Source organism: Flavobacterium araucananum, assembly GCF_002222055.1.
In the GTDB taxonomy this organism is placed as follows: domain Bacteria; phylum Bacteroidota; class Bacteroidia; order Flavobacteriales; family Flavobacteriaceae; genus Flavobacterium; species Flavobacterium araucananum.
This window is the reverse complement of the sequence record NZ_MUGS01000034.1, coordinates 24,400-44,690: the sequence shown is the minus strand read 5'-3', so window position 1 is coordinate 44,690 and position 20,291 is coordinate 24,400. Positions and strand designations below refer to the sequence as shown.

The following is a 20,291-nucleotide window of genomic DNA, read 5'->3' as shown; positions in this document are numbered from 1 at the left end:
AGGTGTGTGCAGCGTTTTTATCCTATTAAAATCTTTGTATTGGTATCTTCTAACAGGTAAAACAAAAATAATTAGGTTATCAAAATTTGAATAACTTTGGTCTCTGTTATGCAAGCAAATCTAAGAGAACATATCGAAAAAATAATAGCCCTTACAGAGGAGGAGTTTGCTTTTGTGTACAGTCATTTTAGTATCAAAAAATTCAAAAAGCACCAGTTTATAATTCAAAAAGGTGATCCTGTAAAATATTCGTATTTTGTTGTTTCGGGACTTTTAAAATTAGTGCATACAGATACTAAAGAAAAGGAACACATTGTATCCTTTGCGATGGAAGATTGGTGGGAAAGTGATTATTATGCTTTTTATACCCAAACCGAAGCCACAATGTCATTAGAATGTCTTGAAGATACAGAGGTACTTTGTTGTTCCTATGATGATTATAAAAAACTACGGGACGGTTTGCAAAAAATGGAGCGTTTTTTTCTCGAAAAAGCCACTTTTGGTTTTCTGGGATCACAACGTCGTATTATATCCTGGCAAACGTCTAACTCAAAAGAACGATACGAGCAACTCTTAAAACAATATCCATCACTTTTTCAGCGTGTCCCTAAAAGCCTTATCGCCTCTTATTTGGGTGTTTCGCGCGAAACCCTGAGCAGATTATCCTCTTAATGTGACATTTCGCACTTGACATTCGTGAGAAATGTCAAGACCTGATTCCCGCTATTATTTACAATTTTGCAGTATAAATTTTAAACTGTAATCGTGAAAAAAACAGCAAACCTTTTAGCATTACTATTATTAACGATGATGCCTGTACTGGCACAAACTAAAAAAGGGAAACAAATGGAAAAAACAATCATTAATCCATGGGAATGGCAGGATCAACGCAGTTATGTACAAGCTGTAGAAGTAAAAAATCCGGAAGGAACACTTTATGTTTCAGGGCAAACTGCCATAAGTGCTAACGGAATATCAAGCAATGAGGATATGGCATCGCAAATAAAGCTTGCCTTAAAAAATCTGGAATTGGTGATTACCAGTGCCGGATATGAGTGCAAAGGCATCGTAAGGTTAAACATCTACACGACTAATACGGCTGAACTGTGGCCAAACTTTTCGATTATTCAGGATTGGATCGCTAAACACGGCATGCAACAAGCAACTACTTTACTGGAGGTAAAAAGTTTATTCGAAACACTAAAGGTAGAACTGGAAGCAACTGTGGTCAGGTAATCTATTCTATAAAAAGCATTCTTAAAAAAAGCTGTGTTTTCTTAATCAGGAAAGCACAGCTTTTTTTGTTTTAGGCAATTATAAGGTTGTTTTTACTGAAGTGATAAAAAATAATTGAAAATAATTATCGTATTACTTTACTTATAAAACCAAGTATTTCAAGGTGTTACAACTATACATTTGATATTATTGAGGGCATTTACATTTTTTTTGCATTATATTTCAATCTAAAAAGTCAAATAAAACGTAATTAACAGAAACGATAGTCTCGTAATGAGATAAATTCAATTCACTATTACGTTTTTGGAAAAATATTGAATTTTATCTTATTCCTGATTATCGTTATTTTATTAATTCTAAGAAGATTAAGTGTGGACAAAATAAATGTACAAAGATTAAAAAAGACTTTAGCGTATCTGGAAAGCAAACAACGAGAGTTGAAAAGGCAAAATGAAAATGATACCCGAAGTATCGAATCCATGATAAAGTTTCTAAAAAAAGATATGCTCGAACAGTTTAAGCTCACGAATTACGACATTTATCTTAAAGACGAAATCAACAATACTGAAACTTTTATTCAAAGTGTAAAAAGTATTATAGAAAATTCTCTTCTCACAGACAATTCTCATTAAATAACACTGCTTCTAAAAATTAAAAATCCCATTTTTGTACAAAGTCGGATTTTTACTGCTGCACTAAAACTTCTGTTCTAATTACTACTTCGCTAATAAGCTTGCTCCTGGTATTCTCCAAATCTTACTTTCTTTTTTAGGTTTTTCTTTCTTGCTTTAAAAAAACAGGAACTGTATTTTGTATAAAATCTGATTGATACTCCCCTTTTTCAATTAAAAATTAGTTAAAATAAAAAGTATCGAATCGATATATTTTGATATGTGGTTATTATATTTGTAATATGGAGTCTATAGAAATAAATAAGGTAATAACAGAACAAAATTTATTACTACTGGGAGCAAGTGCTTTGAGAAAAGCCGCCTTAAATGAACAAGCAAAAGAATACATTCTGTCGAACGAAGTTTTATTTAAAACCATTAAAAAAGCGGCTGACCGCTACATTGGTGGAGAAACATTAGAAGAAACTATTGTTAAGGTTAAAGACCAGAACAAGCAAGGTTTTAAGACTTCTATCGAATTCATGGGCGAAAATACGCTAACTGAAAAAGAGGCTTTTGAGGCTACTACTGAATTTGTGAGCATAGCGCAGGAGATTTCAAAACAAAAACTGAACTCGACTTTTTCTCTTGATCTTTCGCACATTGGTTTGTCAATATCCAAAGATTTATGCCTGAACAACTTAGATTTAATATGTCAGGAGGCTAAAAAAGAAAATATTGAAGTAACTATCAGTGCCGAAAATATCGAAATAACCGATGCTGTTATTGATGTTTATAAAACTGCTTCTCAAAATTACAGTAATGTTTCGATTACGCTTCAGGCTTATTTGCACAGATCAAAAGATGATTTTGAAGATTTGATTCAGCAAAAAGGAAGAATAAGAATCGTAAAAGGAGCTTTTGAAACTCCTGAGGGGATTTCTATTTCCAGAGGCAGCGCACTCGATGAGCGTTATTTGTATTATATAGATCAGCTTCTTTCAAGAAAACACAGCTGTGCTATTGCTACACATCATGACGCAATACAAAGAGAAGTTGTTGCAATGCTTGAAAACTATAAACCTAATAAGGATTTATATGAATTCGAAAGTTTATACGGCATTCAGACGGAGCAACTTATAAGACTAAAAGAGCAAGGTTATCCAACAAAATTATACTTTGTATATGGTAAAGAATGGTATTTGTACCTTTGTAACAGAATTGCCGAATATCCTTTGAATATATTTCAGGCTTTAAGCGATATTGTAAGCTAACACACTTATTTTCAATATATATTTATAAAAAAACCAGTAAAAATTAACTTTACTGGTTTTTTATTGAGATGTAAATCGTGTGTTTTATTTTGGCTCCCGAAAACACAGAATTATTACTCTAACGAACCTACATTTCCGGTTCTGGTTAGTACTCCCCAACTCTGACTTTCTCCTTTTATGGCTCTTCTGATAGCCCTGAACAATATAACATACATTAATTGACGGTACACAAATCGTTGCGGAATAAGCCAGATTAGTTTGCTTAACTTTTCTTTCTCGAAAATAAAAGCAATCAGACTAACCAGCATGTCTACCAACATAAATACGAGATAGTAAATCCCTATTTTATGCAGACTGTCTGTATCGTTATGATTCCAGATTAAGCTTACTATCAGAATTAAATCTGCGAGCGGTGCAAAAACAGGAAGCACAATCTGAAAAATTAATACGTTAGGCAACGAAACCATTCCCAGTCCTTTGTATTTTGGATTAAAACAGGCATCACGATTTTTCCAGAATGCCTGCATGATACCATAACTCCATCGAAAACGCTGTTTCATAAATTCGTTCAGCGTTTCGGGCGCCTCAGTAACAGCGACAGCCTCTACACAATTAACAATTCGGTAGTTATTGCGTAATATTCTAATGGTTAAATCACAATCTTCGGCAAGTGTATCTGTTGTAAAACCTCCGGCAATTTTGATGGCTTCTTTTCTAAATGCGCCAATAGCTCCAGGCACAACGGTAATGCCGTTAATGAGATCAAAAGCACGTCTGTCAAAATTTTGCGCGGTTGTATATTCGATACTTTGCCACTTTGCCAACATGGTATTTTCGTTGCCTACTTTTACATTTCCGGCAACGGCTCCTACTTGTTCGTGGTCTTTAAACTGCAATGTAAAACACTTCATTAATTGCGAAAGGGCATCTGTTTTTAGTTGCGTATCGGCATCAATACAAACCACAAAATCGTTCTGTGTAATGGCAATTCCGTGATTAAGTGCAGATGCTTTACCTCCGTTTACTTTGGTATGTACTTTTACAATATCGTGATTTTTGAACGCTGCATCAACCTGATTGTAGGTGCTGTCTTTTGAGCCATCATCGACAAAAATAATATCAAAATTAGGGTAATCCTGACGCAGCAAGTTGTGAATGGTTTTTACGGCATTGACTTCTTCATTATAAGCCGGCACAATGATACTTACTTTTGGATGTGTATCTCCTGTCGCATTGTACTGTGGGGGATGTTTATAGTCTTTCCATTTTTTGGTAAAAGCCATAATCGCCATTAACAAGATACGCAGAAATCCTAACAAAATTGCCAGCCAGAAAACAACTGTTATAAAATTACCAAACCAATATCCTAAGTCAAAAATGATATTATCGATGGTAACCAAATTCCCTTTGGCTTTTGGCATGATCTCGTTCTTGGTTTTTCCTAATAATTTAGAAACGGTTGTAAATTGAATTCCTTTATCCTTAAAGTATTTAATAATTCTTGGCAAAGCCTCCACCGTTGCCTGCCTGTTACCGCCGGCATCATGAAGCAGGATAATTCCTTTGGTAGGATCAGCTTCATATTCTCTGGTTACTCTGGCATAAATACTATCTGCAGATACTCCTTTTTCCCAGTCGTTTGGGTCAATACTCTCGCCAACCGTATAATAATTCTGGGCTTTGCTCAGGGCAACGGGTCTTAACTCTGCCTCTGTTGTTGGTTCAGCATCTGCATTATAAGGAGCTCTAAAAAGTACGGTACTTCGTCCTGTAACGGCTTCGATCAATAAACGTGTTGTTTCCATCTCTGCAGATGCGCGTTCTTTGCTTACTACTGCAATATTAGGATGGGTAAAAGTGTGATTTCCAATCTCATGCCCTTCGGTATAGATGCGTTGCAAAAGCGGGATATTATTCTCGCCCTGAAGTCCTACGACAAAAAAAGCGGCAGGCACTTTTTCGCGTTTCAAAATATCCAAAATTTGTGGTGTATAGGTAGGATCCGGTCCATCATCAAACGTTAGCACCACCTCTTTATGCACATTACCAAACTTGCTAATGACATATTTTGTAGGTAGCTCTACATATTTTTCCTCGGTTATTATCGACTCATTTGCATCTGACTGAAGTTTAATTTTTCCGGGCTGAGGATCGGTCAGTACATTTAGAATTTCGCCCTCGCCTATATAATCCGGTGTCGAAAAACTCATGTGTACTTTCTCTAATGTTCTAAAATCAAATGCCGTTTTGGCAATGCTTTTGTTTGTTAGACTTCGATTGTAATAATGCCATAACCTGCCATCCTCGCTCCCCAATCTCCACAATGCGGTACCGGCAGTACCATATTCGTCTGCAAAACGAATGGTATTAAAATTTGTAGCGGCATCTGTAAAATAAACATCATGTTTTTTGCCTCTTCCGTCTGTATAACTAAATGAGTTATTATAGCTGTTATCATTAAAGGTTATCGTTGCACTGTATTGCTTTGCAAGCGAGAGAGCCTCGTCGTAGGTTACTGTTACGGCTTCTTTATTTTGTTCCCAATCATACCCATAACCGGCAAAACAAAGGATAATCTTATTTGACGGAATCTCTTTGGCAACCTGATCCAGAATTCTTTCGGTCCATTTTTGGCTGCTTATCGCTCCGGGAACGCTGCCGCTGTAATGTTCATCATACGCCATCAAAAACATATAATCATTGTACTGCGCCAATGCTTTTATATTAAAATCGTCGTCGTTTGCCATAATATCCTGCGAAACGATATATCCCATTGGATGAAGTTTTTCATACAGCTCTTTTTGAAAAGCAATAATAGGTTCATCGCTGGTTTCTTTAAACTCTTCAAAATCAATATTTATTCCCTGAAGGTTATATTGCTTAAGATTTTTGACAATATCATTAATTAGTCTTTCTTTTTTTACATTGTCGTGTAGTATACGATGGATCAAATCGCCATCAAACTCTCCTTCGCCTTTGGATTCGTTGATGTTATTGATAAGCGGAACAATTTTTATTCCGGCTTTTTTCATGATTTTCAATGCTGCCGTATCAATTTCTGTGCGCAGCAAATCTGTTTTAGGATCTAAAAAAAACCATTCCGGAACAACCATATTGAGTTTATCAATATTTTTTTGAAGCGAAAACAAACTTTGCGGGTCCCAATCGACATAAAAAGCAGCGCGAACCTGAGGGAAATCAATTGTCTGATTTTGTTTTTTGAGATTTTCCATTTTCGACTTTGATCTCAAAAAGCTGTCGAAACCTTTATATTTTCTAAGTTCTTTGGGCGTGAGTGCTACCGGAACACTTGGATTTACTAATTTTTGTGCCGATGTGTCATTGCCTAATATAGGTAAGGAAGGTTTTAAACCGCGATGCAGCGTAAGAATAAAAATGGGAATCAACATTAAGATCAAAAAAAGGATCAATCTGGTTGACCATTGAAAAGTTCTCCAGCGCAATTTTGTTTCAGTCTGAAACACTTGTTTTTTATTATCCATAGCCTTCATTACGATTGATGCATAAATATACGTTATTTTTTAATTCAATTGATCTCAGAACATATCAATTCCTGAATTTTTATCTTACAAAAAAATAGCCTATTTTTAAGTATTATTTCCTTATTAAATAATTTCGGTACCATTCTCAATTCCTTGATTTTAAAACATACATTCATCATAAAAAACCAATTAATGTAGTATTTTTATAGCAAAGTCAAAACAAGTGTTATTCTTATGAAAGAAACAAAAAATACAAATACCGTTTTGAGTACACTCAAAAAAAGAATTGCTGCTTTTTTCTCTAAAAATGGCAAATTAACGGGGCAAATCATTCTGACATTGATTTTCTTTTTTATTGGTTTTTGGTTCATCAAAGAAGAGCAAAACGAACTGTATCAAATCAAAAATAGCATTGCGCAAGCTCAGCCGTTATGGATCTTAATTGGTTTTCTGGTCACGATTCTCTATATCTTTTTGCAGGGATTAATGTATGTGGTCTCGTTTGCTGCGATTGATGCTAAAATAACCTGGCGGGATGCCAACATTTTATTCTTAAAGCGTAATTTTATAAGTGTTTTTATACCTGCGGGTGGCATTACTTCTCTGTTCTTTTTTACGGATCCTTTATTAAAAAAAGGAACTACCAGAACTGAGGTTCATCTGGCATCTGCTATCTACGGATTTGTTGGGATCGTTTCTGTGCTACTTTTTGCTATACCGTTATTTCTGTTCTCCCTTTTAGAAGGCTCTGTTGGTTATACAGAATGGCTCGTTTTAGGTCTTGTAATCGTTATCATACCGCTGTTTGTTTTATTGTTTAATTCGATCATTCAAAAAGGAAGATTTTACAGGCTACTCTTAAAAAGTTTTCCCAAAATAGAGCCTTTTTTAATAGATCTTCAGGAGCATAAAATAAACAGAACCAAGTTTTTTAAAATCATATTGTGTTCGCTCATAATCGATGCCGTTGGCATTGCACATGTGTACATCGCCATGAAAGCTTTGCAATTCGAAGCTTCGGTTTTTGCTGCAACAATGGCGTATGTGATCGCCGTTATTTTCTTGATAATCTCTCCGTTTTTAAGAGGTTTGGGTGCTGTCGAAGTTTCTATGGGTTATGTATTAATACAATATGGCTATAATAATATGGAAGCTGTTGCTATAACACTTTTCTACAGGATTTTCGAATTCTGGCTTCCGTTGCTTGCAGGGATGATTTTGTTTATTTCAAAAATCCGGAAACTCTTGCTGCGTCTCGTGCCTGCATTGCTTTTGCTAACGCTTGGTATTATAAATATTATATCTGTTCTCACGCCGGCAATCAACCAAAGGCTTATTATCCTAAAAGATTTTTTGCCGTTAGAAGCCATTCATGCCTCTAATTATCTGGTCTTAACGGCTGGTTTGTTTCTATTGGTTACGGCTGCTTTTATGCTTAAGGGACTTCGTATGGCGTGGTGGTTTGCCTTAATACTGGCAGTAGTTTCTTTGATCGGAAATCTTACCAAAGCTATCGATTTTGAAGAATCTACTGTTGCCTTTCTGGTGCTTTGTGTCCTTGTTGCAACCCGAAAACAATATTATGTAAAAACAAATCCAAAGCTTGGTATAATTGGGCTGCAAACCTCATTGTTAAGTATTCTGGCGGTTTTAATTTATGGTGTATTGGGGTTTTATTTCTTTGATAAAAAACACTTTAATATCGATTTTAGCTTAACAGAATCGATTCGATATACACTACAAAACTATTTTTTGGCGGGTAGTGACAATCTGCATCCAACAGGAACTTTTGCAATGCATTTTTTAATCTCACTAAAAATTAGTGGTTTCCTGTCTTTTGCTTTTTTAATATATACGTTGGTAAAACCTTCGATCCTGAAGTATACGTTGAGTCCGGAAGAAAAAGAAATTGCAAGGGAACTTCTAAACCAATATGGCAATTCGAGCCTGGATTATTTTAAAACCTATTTTGATAAATTGATTTTTATTGCTCAAAGCAAAAATGCTTTTCTATCGTATCGATTGTCAGGAAATTTTGCCGTTGTTCTCGAAAATCCTGTTGGCTCAACAACCGAAGAAATTAGACTTTGTATTATTGAATTTGACCAATTTTGTTATGATTTCGGGTTAAGAAGCCTATATTATCGCATCCCCGAAGCAAGTTTAAAAACGTATACCACAATTGGTAAAAAATACTTTTTTCTGGGGCAGGCGGCTGTTGTGGCTCTGGAGGAATTTCATCTTGAAGGGCAAAACCGAAAATCGTTGCGAAATTCCTTAAAAAAAATCACAGATCTGGGTTTGAAAGCCACCATTAATGAAGCTCCGATAAAAGATGGTTTACTACAGCAAATTAAAGCCGTTAGCGACCAATGGCTTCAGGAAACTTCCCGAAAAGAAATGCTTTTTTCTCAGGGTATTTTTCTTTGGGACGAACTTAAAAACCAAACTATAATAACAGTTGAAAATAACGAAGGAAAAATTCTGGCTTTCTTAAATATCATTCCCGATTATGCAAAAAATGAAAGCACTTATGACCTGATCCGAAAAACGGATGACGCACCAAATGGCATTATCGATTTTATGATGGTCGCACTTTTTAATTATCTTAAATCAAAAGGTATTGCTTCTGTAGATCTTGGTCTTGCTCCTTTAAGCGGAATCGAAAATCCGCAAACATTACAGGAAAAATCAATGAAATACGCTTACGAAAAAGTAAAATCGTTTTCGCATTATAAAGGTCTTCGGGATTTTAAAGATAAATTTTCGCCGTCATGGCACAATCAATATATTGTTTTTACGGATGATTATGATCTGATTCAGATTCCCTCAATTTTAGCAAAAGTCATAAAACCGTAAGATTAAAAATTCAGCCACAGATTAAAGGATTAAAAGGATTAAAAAATCTGTGCTAATCCTTTTAATCTGTGGCAAAAAAAAAAAACTAAATCTGCAAAATCTGCGTAAAAAAATCCGCCACAGATTAAAGGATTAAAAGGATTAAAAAATCTGTGCTAATCCTTTTAATCTGTAGCTAAAAAATCAAAAAAAATCTTATTCCTCAGGAAGCAAATCATCAAGATCTGATGTTTTATAGAATTTAAGATCGTTAAGTTTTATATACTTACAGATAAATTCCAGCGTTTCAATTTTTGTCTGATAATTTTCGGTTACATTTTTTACAGGCCTGTGTCCGCATAAGAGCAATATTTTATTGTTCTTTTTGGCATAATCCAATAATTCTAACACATACGGAATACTAAAATGAATGTGACTGTTGTCAATATCAAAAGCAAAAACTATTTTAGAATTATTAAAATAACTATTTTGTTTCTCCGGAACCTGACCTCCAAACGACCTTCCTCTTATTATTTTATAATCATTCGATAATGCTCTGTCCAATGCCTCAGATCTTTCTCCGTAGGGATAAGCAAAAGTTGTTACCTTAAAATTAAGGCGTTTCATGGAGACAATCATAGGGTCTATTTCCTGCTTCATATAGGCATCGATTCCGTGTTGTTTGACAAACTTAACAGCATTATAATGGTGATAACCGTGAGCGGCGATTTCATGACCTTCTTTTTGTAATTCAAGAAGTTTCCTGATTTGTGGTGCTCCAATAGAATCTATTCTGCAAACATTAAAAGTGGCTTTCCATCCGTATTTTTTCAAAGCCTGATCAGCTTCATACCATTCATCGACATAGGCATCATCAAAAGACAAAATTACTCCGGCGGCATAAGGTTTGGGCTCTGGCTTTTGTTTTTTGGTTTCGCAGGAAAAAAACGTTAAGCATATTAAAAAAAGTATTGCTTTGGTAAAAAATAGCTTCATATTTTAATTGTCGTTTAGGATTGAGATTGGAATGCCTGTACTGATATCTCTCAAATATAAACATTTTTGTATCTCTTTTTATTTCTAATTTCTTTAAATTTCTTTTCTGATCAAGATCTTATACTTTGCTGATTTTTTTTGCAGGTGGTACTACTTTTTAATTACTTTTATAACATCAAATTGGGTCAAATCTGTTTGGGTTGCGACCCAATGTTCTAGTCCTGGATATAATGTCTCAATTGATAGAGCACACGCTTTTAGAAATAAACGGTAAAAAATTAACTCCCACAAAAAACAGTAATACGTATTGTATTACGTAACGCTATTAAAAAAATTACAATAATATTCGCTTATGAATAAAGTATTATTAGTTGAAGACGATCCCAGAGTGGGTTCTTTTATTACAAGAGGACTTGAAGAACATCTCTATGAGGTTAAAACAATTACAAAAGGTTTTGACGCTATAAAAGAGGTTATGGAGAATGACTATAATATTATTATTCTCGATATTATGCTGCCTGATATTACGGGATTTGAAGTTTGTGAAGTTTTAAGAAGCCGGAAAATTATAGTGCCCATCCTTATTTTGAGTGCGCTCGATACACCACACGAAAAAGTAAAAGGCCTGCAAGCCGGAGCCGATGATTATCTGGCTAAACCTTTTTTGTTTGAAGAATTGCTGGCGAGAATAAATGCACAGCTTCGTCGTGCGGAATTCAGCACCGGAATTCTCGATTTTCAATCCTATGCGGGAGTCGAAATTAATATGAAAGAACAAAGCGCCACCAGAGACGGAAAAGAATTAAATCTCTCGTCGAGAGAACTTAAACTTTTGATCTTTTTTATGAAAAACCGCGAGAAAGCCTTATCCCGAATTGCGATTGCACAAGCGGTCTGGAATATTGATTTTGATACCACATCAAACACAGTCGATGTTTACATTAACTATTTGCGTAATAAAATAGACAAGAACTTCCCTACTCCGTTAATTCATACTATAAAAGGAACAGGATATATGCTCAAACAAAAGAGTTATGAATCTTAAAAATAAATTAGCCGTAAATTCTACTTTGCTATTTGCTTTTATAGTGGGACTTCTTATGGCGGGATCTTTCCTTTTGTTTAGGAGTCACATGAAAGACCTTTACTTTGATAATCTTGAAGATCATGCAATGGCAACGGCTCTTTTTTATTTTGAAAAAGATGAGATAAAAGAAATCAACAGCGTTCGTTACCAACAAATCGAACTTCAGTATAAACGAATAAACAACGAATCGATACGCGTTTATAATGCAAAGACCAATAAACTTTATCTGCACGATACAATCGATCTTGACTTAAGCGATAAAGAGCTAAAAAATATTGCTAAAGAAAAACTACGCACTTTTACAAGAGGCGACAGACAATTTGTAGCCTTGTTTTATAAGGACAATCAGGGAGATTTTATTATTGTGGTTTCGGGTATCGATCGTGCCGGTAACAGACAATTAGAGATTCTGGGTTTCATGTTTATACTGTTTTATCTCGCCGGAATACCGCTAAATTATCTTTTAGGAACTTTTCTGGCCAAACAAACTTTCCGGCCTTTTGCCGAAGTTATTGCAAAAGTAAATACGATAACGACAGAAAATCTGCATTCGAGATTAGAAATACCACAAACGAATGGCAAAGATGAGATTAATGAATTAGCGACAACTTTTAATTATCTTCTGGAACGCTTAGAAAGCGGTATTAAGATCCAGAATAATTTCCTGAAAAATGCCTCGCACGAATTAAAAACACCTCTTACTATTATTATTGGAGACATTGATGTTTCGTTGCAGCAACCCAGAACAAACGAACAATATGAGAAAATTTTAAAATCGCTTCGCAAAGATACGTTGCATCTTAAGGCTACTCTCGAAGGACTTTTGGTACTATCTGGTCTCGAACTCTCTGAGCCTCAACAAATGGAAACGGTAAGGATAGACGAGATTTTATGGAATGTACTGGAAAAAAAAGCGATTGAATATCCGGAATCCAAAGTAGCAGTACATTTAAACGCCGTTGCAGATCACGAAGAGCTACTGGAGATTCATGCCAATAAACACATGCTGTTTATTGCACTCTATAATATATTGGACAACGCCATAAAATTCTCGGTTCCTGCTCCGGTAACCATTTTTGCGCTGTCGAATGATGGCAAACTGGTTATAAAAATTACAGATCAGGGTCCCGGAATTTCAAAAAGTGATCAGGAATCTATTTTTGATCTCTTTTTTAGAAGTGATAATACGCGACATATTCAGGGACAGGGTTTAGGACTTTTTATCACGATGCAAATTCTTAAACTGCACCATATTACTTTGGTTGTAGATTCTGAACTGGAAAAAGGCACTTCGTTTTCTCTGGTATTTCCGTGAGTAATTGTTATAAATGATTTTTTTTCTCGCAGATTTAGCAAATTTATTTGTTTAATTAAGCTCCATAGGAGCAAAATATCTATAGAAAATATATCCGTTATTTGCATCAAAGCTCCAGTGGAGCGAAATCTATATTATATGTAACTATTAAATAGGTCACCCCGATGGGGCTTTTCGAAATATGGGAATTAAATTTCTATAAATATAGCGTCCCATTGGGACTATTTACCCGCAAGTTAAAAGAATTTAAATAGAATTAAAGCTTATGTTGCTATGTGTTTCAATAATAGAAAATAATTATAACAATAAAAATCTGCCTAATCTGCCGGAAAAAATTCAACACATAGAAACATAGATTTTTATATTCTTTATAAAGAGAATTTCAAAAAAACCTAGATTTTCACACATAGCTTTGTCAATGCTGCTATGTGATAATATTAAAAATGAAACGTCCTTTTTTTATTATTCCTGAAAGCTATGTTTCTATGAATTTAACAATAGATAATTCCACTTTAAGGTTATCCGTTTATTGTGATTGGTAACATTTGCTTAACACTCTAATCTTTTTCTAATCTACTTTAAATATAACTTTAATCTATTTATTTTTAGCCTTTTACACAAGTAGTTGATTTTAAAGAGTTCTATGGGTTTTACAAAAAGAATACGTTCGTGATTTTAAGTTAACAATGAATAGTTTTATAATTTTAAGTTAACAAAAGCGTTAAATCTGATCGAAACAAACAGAGTTTCTTTGTCAAATAAAAACTTAAAACAACATGACAAAACTAAAACTCTTTTTTTCGGCATTAATGCTTCTTGTTATGGGGAACATTTTTGCTCAAATTACAACCTCATCCTTATCTGCAAAGGTTAATGATGGTACAAGCCCACTTATTAATGCTGAGGTTACATTAACACATTTACCTACCAACTCAGTTTACAGAGCTGTAACAGATAAGCAAGGTAGATTTAGTTTCGAAAATTTGAATGCCGGTGGTCCTTACGAATTAGAAATTAAAAGTACAGGCACCAAAGATTACTCTAACCCACAAATAAATTTAGCGCTGGGCGAAAATGATTTGCCTACAATTGTAGTTAGCAATGCTGATAACAATGTATTAGCAGAGGTTGTTATAACAGGATCAAAACAATCTTCTAAAAATAACGGTACAAGTATTAATGAGAAAAAAATTAATGGTCTTCCGTTAATTAACAGAGGTATTCAGGATGTTACCAAACTAGTTCCGCAAAGTTCAAACAACTCATTTGCAGGAACAAACTTTAGATACAATAACGTAACCATTGATGGTTCTATCAACAATGATGCAATTGGTTTTAGTCCGTCATTAGGAGGTCAGTCCGGAACATCAGGAATGCCTGGAAGCAGCACAAGATCTAACTCTATCAGTCTTGATGCGATACAGGATATTCAGGTTTATATTGCTCCTTATGATATAAAATTAGGAAACTTTTTAGGAGGAAGCGTAAATGCTGTGACACGCAGCGGTACAAACGAAGTTACAGGATCTATTTACAGCTATGGCCGTAGTGCCGCTATTACAGGTCCAAATAATGCAGGTGACGGATCTAAAATGCCAAAATCTTTTGGAGATTATCAGGTAGGTTTCAGATTGGGATTACCAATTATCAAAGACAAATTATTCTTCTTTACGAATATGGAATATGCAGAGCGTACAGATCCTTTGTTTTATAATGCAGGACAAACAAACTCTGACGGAAAATTGACGTCATTAGTAGATAATGCTACAGCAGAACAAATTTCGAATTTCGTAAAAACAAACTATGGATTTGATCCGGGAAGTTATGGTGCTTACAACAACTTTGCAAAAAGCCAAAAATTCTTCAATAAATTAGATTGGAAAATTAATGATAAACATTCGCTTTCATTAAGAAACAATACGGTTATTTCTCAAGCTTCGAATCTGGAGCGTGATGCAGCAAATTTCAGGTTTTCAAGCATGGATTTTACACAAAAAAACCAATCTGTTAGTACGGTTTTAGAATTAAAAAGTCATTTTAACAGCCAATGGTCAAACTCGTTTATTGCAAGTTACTCTGCCATTAAAGATTACCGTGATCCAAAATCAGGAAATGCAATGTTTCCTCAGGCAGAAATTGGGTATAACGGAGGAACTATTTTCTTAGGAAACGATCGTGAAGCTACTGTTTTTAATATGAAACAAAACACAGCCGAAATTACAGACAACCTTACTTACAAAACAGGAAACCATACTTTATTATTTGGTACACACAACGAATTTTACGACATTAATTACGGTTTTGTAAACGCCCTTAACGGAAGGGTTTCGTATAAATCTCTGGCAGATTTCTACAATAAAACACCTACCCGTGTTCGTGGAACGTATCCTTTTGACGGGTCTACAAGAGATCAGATTTTTAATAATCCATATGCTAAATTCAAAGTAAACCTTTATAGTTTTTATGTACAGGATGAGATTCGAATTGGTAACAAACTAAAAGTAACACCAGGAGTAAGAATTGATTATACAGATTTGCCTACGAAACCAAACTTGAGTTCGCAAGTACAAAACTCTCCGGCTGACCCTAATTATGGCACAACATATAGCTATACGCCTTTGAACCAAATAAAAAACAACTTTTTTAGCACTGCATTAGTTTCTCCAAGAATAGGGTTTACTTATAATGTAGACGAAGACAAAACACTTGTTTTAAGAGGGGGTTCAGGAGTATTTACAGGTAGAATTCCGTTTGCATGGTTAGGATATGCTTATTATAATGATGGTGTAGGTTACGGAAGTTATGATAAAAACAACCTTACTACTGCTCAGGTTGCAGCAGCGGGTGATCCTCTTGCAACAAACGGATTAAACGGTTATCATGATGCAACGCCAAAGGTACAGGCAGATTTAGTAGACAATAAATTTAAAATGCCGGCTGTTTTAAGAAACTCACTTGCAATAGATAAAATTATTGACGGATACAAATTTACAACCGAAGGTATTTATACAAAAGTAATTCGTGATCTTGAATTTCAACAAGTAAATAAATTAGATAATCCTACTTATTTCTCTTACGATACAAGCCACCAAATGCCCATTTATGCAGCCAATATAAACCCTGCTTTTTCTAATGCTTATTTGCTTTCAAATACCAATAAAGGATACAGATACAGCATTACAGAGATGGTTTCAAAAACGTATGATTTTGGTCTTAACTTTATGGTTGCTTATACTTATGGAGATTCCCGTGATGTTACAAACGGTATTCGTAACTCTATGGAAAGTAATTTCCAGATGAACCAGTCATTGACACCTAATGATCCTCAATTGGCAACTTCAAACTTTAATATCAAACACAGAATCGTTACAAACGTAGGATATGCTGTAAAAGTAGCAGACAACAATACATTATCTGCAAACGTATATTTTAATGCGCAATCAGGAAATCCGTTCTCATGGGGATTTGTAAACTCAACAATTGCAGGAACAGGACAAGCAGCGGGATTGGCTTATATCTTTAAAGATGCAGCAGAAGCAGCAAAATATATTGGGGTAAGTGCAGCAGGAGTTCCATCAGCAACAGCTGCGCAACAAGTAGCAGATTACGAAGCTTTTGTGAATGGAAACGATTACTTAAAAAGCAGAAGAGGAACATTTACACAAAGAAATGGTGATACTACACCCTGGAACATTCAGGCAGATTTGAAATTAATGGACGAAATCAAAGTATCAAAAGTAGGTACATTCCAAATTTCATTTAGCGTGGCAAACATCGGAAACCTTATCAATAAAGATTGGGGAAGAAGTTATTTCGTTCCAAACACATACAATTCAACAGCAAATTTAGGGTTGACAAAATCAGGAAATTTAGGCGGAGTTGCTACTGGCGATCCAACTTATACTTTCCAGAAACCAACCACTACACCTTATACTATAGATCAATTAGCTTCAAGATTCCAAGGACAACTTGGTGTTAGGTATTCGTTCTAAAGATTGTGTTTTATTTTTTTTACTGTCCCCCAGTTTCAAACCTTATGAAACTGGGGGACTTTTTTTTGTAGTAATTTTATTATTTTAACAGAGATTTACTACCTTCACCCCCGATTCTTAAAAAAATTAAGCGATGACAAATGAACAAACAGCGATAAAGGCAACTTATTTTAGTATCATAAGCAATATAATCCTTGCTGCCATAAAAGGCGTAGCGGGAGTTTTAGGCAACTCTTATGCCTTAATTGCAGATGCGATCGAATCAACGGCAGATATTTTTTCTTCCTGTCTGGTTCTCTTTGGTATCAAGTATGCCAACAAACCTGCAGACAAAAACCATCCGTACGGACACGGAAGAGCCGAACCTTTGATTACTTTTCTTGTTGTTGGTTTTTTGATTATATCGGCTACCATAATAGCATACGAAAGTATCGCCAATATTGGTACTCCGCATGAATTACCCAAATCATGGACACTCATTTTACTGGCTGTGTTAATAGTATGGAAAGAAATATCTTTTAGGATGGTCATGAAAAAAGCTGTTGAAACCAACAGCTCTTCTCTAAAAGCAGACGCCTGGCACCATAGAAGCGATGCTATAACTTCTGTAGCGGCTTTTATAGGTATTTCGATTGCTATAATTTTAGGAAAAGGATATGAATTTGCAGACGATTGGGCTGCCTTGTTTGCTGCTGGTTTTATTTTATACAATAGCTACAAAATTTTTCGACCTGCTCTGGGCGAGATTATGGATGAATATGTATACGAAGATTTAGTAGAATTAATCAGGGTCGAATCGCTAAAAGTAGATGGAATTCTGGGAACTGAAAAATGCTTTATCCGAAAAGCCGGTATGAAATATCATGTAGATCTTCATGCCATCGTGAGTGGTACGATCTCTGTAACCCAAGGGCATGATCTGGCGCATAAACTACAGGATGCCTTGCATGAAAATATACCCGAGTTAAGTAATATCCTGATTCATGTAGAACCTGATGTATATCGAAATTAGTCTATTACAAAAATACTTTGCCATAAAAAGTGCTGGATCAAAAAAAGATTCAGCACTTTTTTTTTGTGTTTACTATAGCCGTAAAACGAATTCTTACATATCATATCTGCTAAATAAGAATTTACTTAAAAATATTTTCTCAAACAGATTTTTGTATTGTATTTTTTTATAAATTTATTCTGTCAAATAAGTAAAGCATACCCTATATAAGCCTTTCAAAGATATTTTATACTAAAGTTTTCAATAAAAGTTCTCTTGTTTTGATTGAAAATCACTGCGCCTATTTCTAAGTGATCGATCAAAATTAATCTGACATCAAAAAGTAATTTCATGACAGGAAAAAGCTGCCCTGTAACATATTTTTCTCGTTACACGCAATTGATTTTTACTTTTAAAACTGATTAGAGAAACTGAATTACTTAAGACCAAAATAGTACGTTAATAATTAGTGATGTTATTGTGGTATTGCCACACTACTAAATGTCGTGAGATTTTTTTGTTTTCTATAGATTCTATTTTAAAACCGGGATTTATTTCTATCGCAAAATCAGGTAGAAATACCTGTTTCTAAGATACTCATATAAAGTAACTTAGCATTAAAAAAGTCTGTCAACGCCTGCTTTTCTGTAAAAGGAGGCACGATATAAAAATAACTATAACAATCATTAACTATTAAAACTACAAACTATGGATGGAACAATAGGAGAAATTCGCCTGATTGCTACAAGCTTTGCACCAAGAAATTGGTCGTATTGTGATGGCTCAACAATTCAGATCAGAAGTAACACTGCATTATTCTCTATTTTAGGAACTACTTATGGTGGCAACGGTCAGACTACCTTTATGTTACCCGATCTAAAAGGGCGTGTCGTTCTGGGAGCCGGTCAGGGAACAGGATTATCATTTTATGATTTAGGACAAAAAAGTGGTGTAAACAGTGTTACGCTAACTGCTGCACAACTTCCGCCACATACTCATATTTCTTCTGCAACGATTTCAGTTCCGGCATATTCTGATGAAGGAGATGTAAACACGCCAAGCGGAAATGTATTAGCATCAAAATCAGCTATGTTCAGTACCGAAGTTGTTGATACAAGTTTGAAAACAGTACCCTATGTTCCTGTTGTAAGCTTAACTGGTGGTAACCAGCCTTTGCCTTTAAGTCAGCCAGCAATTGGTATGAATTACATTATATGCATGTACGGGACTTTTCCTCAGCGTTCATAACTTTCTCAAATTACATTTTTTAACTTTTTTTAAAACATTATTATGGAAGGAACTATAGGAGAAATCCGTGTATTTGCGGGTAATTTTGCCCCACAAAGTTGGGCTTTTTGTGCTGGTACTTCACTGGCTATTTCAGGAAATGAAGCACTTTTTACTTTAATAGGCACAACATACGGTGGCGATGGCGTACAAACCTTTAACCTGCCGGATCTTCGAAGCCGCATACCTGTAGGTACAGGACAAGGACCGGGATTGCCACAAGTAAATCTTGGTCAGGTTGGCGGTACTGAAACCGTAACGATGAGCACTGGTCAAATGCCAACGCACAATCATATTGCTTCAGGAACTATTACAATTCCTACTCTGGCAGGAGCCGATACTTTAGGATCACCAACGGGTTCTATATTAGCGGGTTTAGCAGGAGCATATTCCTCTGCAACATCAGATACTAATCTAAAAGTTCAAACCTCAGCAGTAACCCTTAATCTAACAGGTTCAGGAACTCCTTTTGGTATCATACAACCTTATCTTTCAACAAATTATATTATTTGTGTGCAGGGTATTTTTCCAAGTAGAAATTAATTTAAACACGAATCATGGACGGAACAATCTCAGAAATTCGCTTATTCGCACCAAACTTCGCGCCTAGAAATTGGGCTTTTTGTGCAGGACAAATATTAGCTATAAGTACCAATCAAGCCTTATTTAGCCTTTTAGGTACTACCTACGGCGGAAACGGTATTCAAACTTTTGCACTACCGGATTTTCGAGGACGTGTACCTATGGGTACCGGACAGGCATCCGGTGTAAATACTTTTCAGTTAGGACAAATATCAGGATCAAATAGTATAACAGCAACTTCTCTAAACCTGCCTAGTCATACGCACGTAGCAGCAGGTTCGTTTGCAATGGGAGCTTTTTCAGACGGAGGAAATAACGGATCTCCAACCGGAAATAGCCTGGCATCATTAGATGGTCTTTTTTCTAACAAAACACCCGATAGCTTCTTAAGACCTATTACAGCACCAATTACAGTAGCACCAGCTGGTAGTACGTTGCCAATACCGGTTCAGCAACCTTATTTAGGGATGAACTATATAATCTGTTTGTACGGAATTTTTCCGTCAAGAAATTAAAATCATTTGTAAAACAGGGTGTTTTTACGTTTCATACTGCGCTAAACACCCTTTACATCATAAA

At 35.2% G+C, this 20,291-nt stretch carries 14 protein-coding genes; 12 read left to right on the top strand and 2 right to left on the bottom strand.

Annotated features, from left to right (window positions below; genetic code table 11):
- Positions 1–108 precede the first annotated feature (108 nt).
- From B0A64_RS15880 to B0A64_RS15865, 4 genes are all read left to right on the top strand, one after another.
- A complete protein-coding gene (locus B0A64_RS15880; protein WP_089480484.1) occupies positions 109–672 on the top strand; it encodes a Crp/Fnr family transcriptional regulator in 564 nt (187 codons plus the stop codon).
- A 174-nt stretch (positions 673–846) separates the two neighbouring features.
- Positions 847–1,236: a RidA family protein gene (locus tag B0A64_RS15875; RefSeq protein ID WP_089480545.1), complete on the top strand. Its 390-nt coding sequence runs from the start codon at positions 847–849 to the stop codon at positions 1,234–1,236.
- Positions 1,237–1,607: 371 nt separating this feature from the next.
- Positions 1,608–1,868 (top strand): hypothetical protein, encoded by a 261-nt coding sequence (locus B0A64_RS15870; RefSeq protein ID WP_089480483.1) that lies wholly within the window; start codon positions 1,608–1,610, stop codon positions 1,866–1,868.
- A 281-nt stretch (positions 1,869–2,149) separates the two neighbouring features.
- Complete coding sequence (locus B0A64_RS15865) at positions 2,150–3,121, top strand: proline dehydrogenase family protein (protein WP_165769830.1); 972 nt, start codon at positions 2,150–2,152, stop codon at positions 3,119–3,121.
- A 113-nt stretch (positions 3,122–3,234) separates the two neighbouring features.
- Here B0A64_RS15865 and B0A64_RS15860 read toward each other — a convergent pair whose 3' ends face one another.
- Positions 3,235–6,624 (bottom strand): glycosyltransferase, encoded by a 3,390-nt coding sequence (locus B0A64_RS15860; protein ID WP_089480482.1) that lies wholly within the window; start codon positions 6,622–6,624, stop codon positions 3,235–3,237.
- Between the two features lie 234 nt (positions 6,625–6,858).
- Here B0A64_RS15860 and B0A64_RS15855 point away from each other — a divergent pair, with 234 nt between their 5' ends.
- The gene (locus B0A64_RS15855; RefSeq protein WP_089480481.1) at positions 6,859–9,483 is read left to right on the top strand and encodes a phosphatidylglycerol lysyltransferase domain-containing protein; all 2,625 of its coding nucleotides are present in this window, start codon (positions 6,859–6,861) and stop codon (positions 9,481–9,483) included.
- Positions 9,484–9,678: 195 nt separating this feature from the next.
- On the opposite strand, the gene B0A64_RS15850 is transcribed toward B0A64_RS15855, so the two are convergent.
- Complete coding sequence (locus B0A64_RS15850; RefSeq protein WP_089480480.1) at positions 9,679–10,458, bottom strand: polysaccharide deacetylase family protein; 780 nt, start codon at positions 10,456–10,458, stop codon at positions 9,679–9,681.
- Positions 10,459–10,810: 352 nt separating this feature from the next.
- On the opposite strand from B0A64_RS15850, the gene B0A64_RS15845 reads away from it, so the two are divergent.
- The 7 genes from B0A64_RS15845 (at position 10,811) to B0A64_RS15815 (ending at position 20,227) form a co-directional block, all read left to right on the top strand.
- Positions 10,811–11,503 (top strand): response regulator transcription factor, encoded by a 693-nt coding sequence (locus B0A64_RS15845; protein ID WP_089480479.1) that lies wholly within the window; start codon positions 10,811–10,813, stop codon positions 11,501–11,503.
- The gene (locus B0A64_RS15840) at positions 11,493–12,860 is read left to right on the top strand and encodes a HAMP domain-containing sensor histidine kinase (protein ID WP_244285428.1); all 1,368 of its coding nucleotides are present in this window, start codon (positions 11,493–11,495) and stop codon (positions 12,858–12,860) included. Before B0A64_RS15845 ends, B0A64_RS15840 begins: the two co-directional genes overlap by 11 nt.
- A 776-nt stretch (positions 12,861–13,636) precedes the next feature.
- Positions 13,637–16,852: a TonB-dependent receptor gene (locus B0A64_RS15835; protein ID WP_089480478.1), complete on the top strand. Its 3,216-nt coding sequence runs from the start codon at positions 13,637–13,639 to the stop codon at positions 16,850–16,852.
- Positions 16,853–16,985: 133 nt separating this feature from the next.
- A complete protein-coding gene (locus B0A64_RS15830) occupies positions 16,986–17,864 on the top strand; it encodes a cation diffusion facilitator family transporter (RefSeq protein ID WP_089480477.1) in 879 nt (292 codons plus the stop codon).
- A 687-nt stretch (positions 17,865–18,551) separates the two neighbouring features.
- Positions 18,552–19,091: a phage tail protein gene (locus B0A64_RS15825; protein ID WP_089480476.1), complete on the top strand. Its 540-nt coding sequence runs from the start codon at positions 18,552–18,554 to the stop codon at positions 19,089–19,091.
- Between the two features lie 42 nt (positions 19,092–19,133).
- Positions 19,134–19,673 carry a phage tail protein gene (locus B0A64_RS15820; RefSeq protein ID WP_089480475.1) on the top strand — a complete coding sequence of 180 codons (540 nt, stop codon included), beginning with the start codon at positions 19,134–19,136 and terminating at the stop codon, positions 19,671–19,673.
- 14 nt (positions 19,674–19,687) lie between these two features.
- The gene (locus tag B0A64_RS15815) at positions 19,688–20,227 is read left to right on the top strand and encodes a phage tail protein (RefSeq protein ID WP_208863545.1); all 540 of its coding nucleotides are present in this window, start codon (positions 19,688–19,690) and stop codon (positions 20,225–20,227) included.
- Positions 20,228–20,291 lie beyond the last annotated feature (64 nt).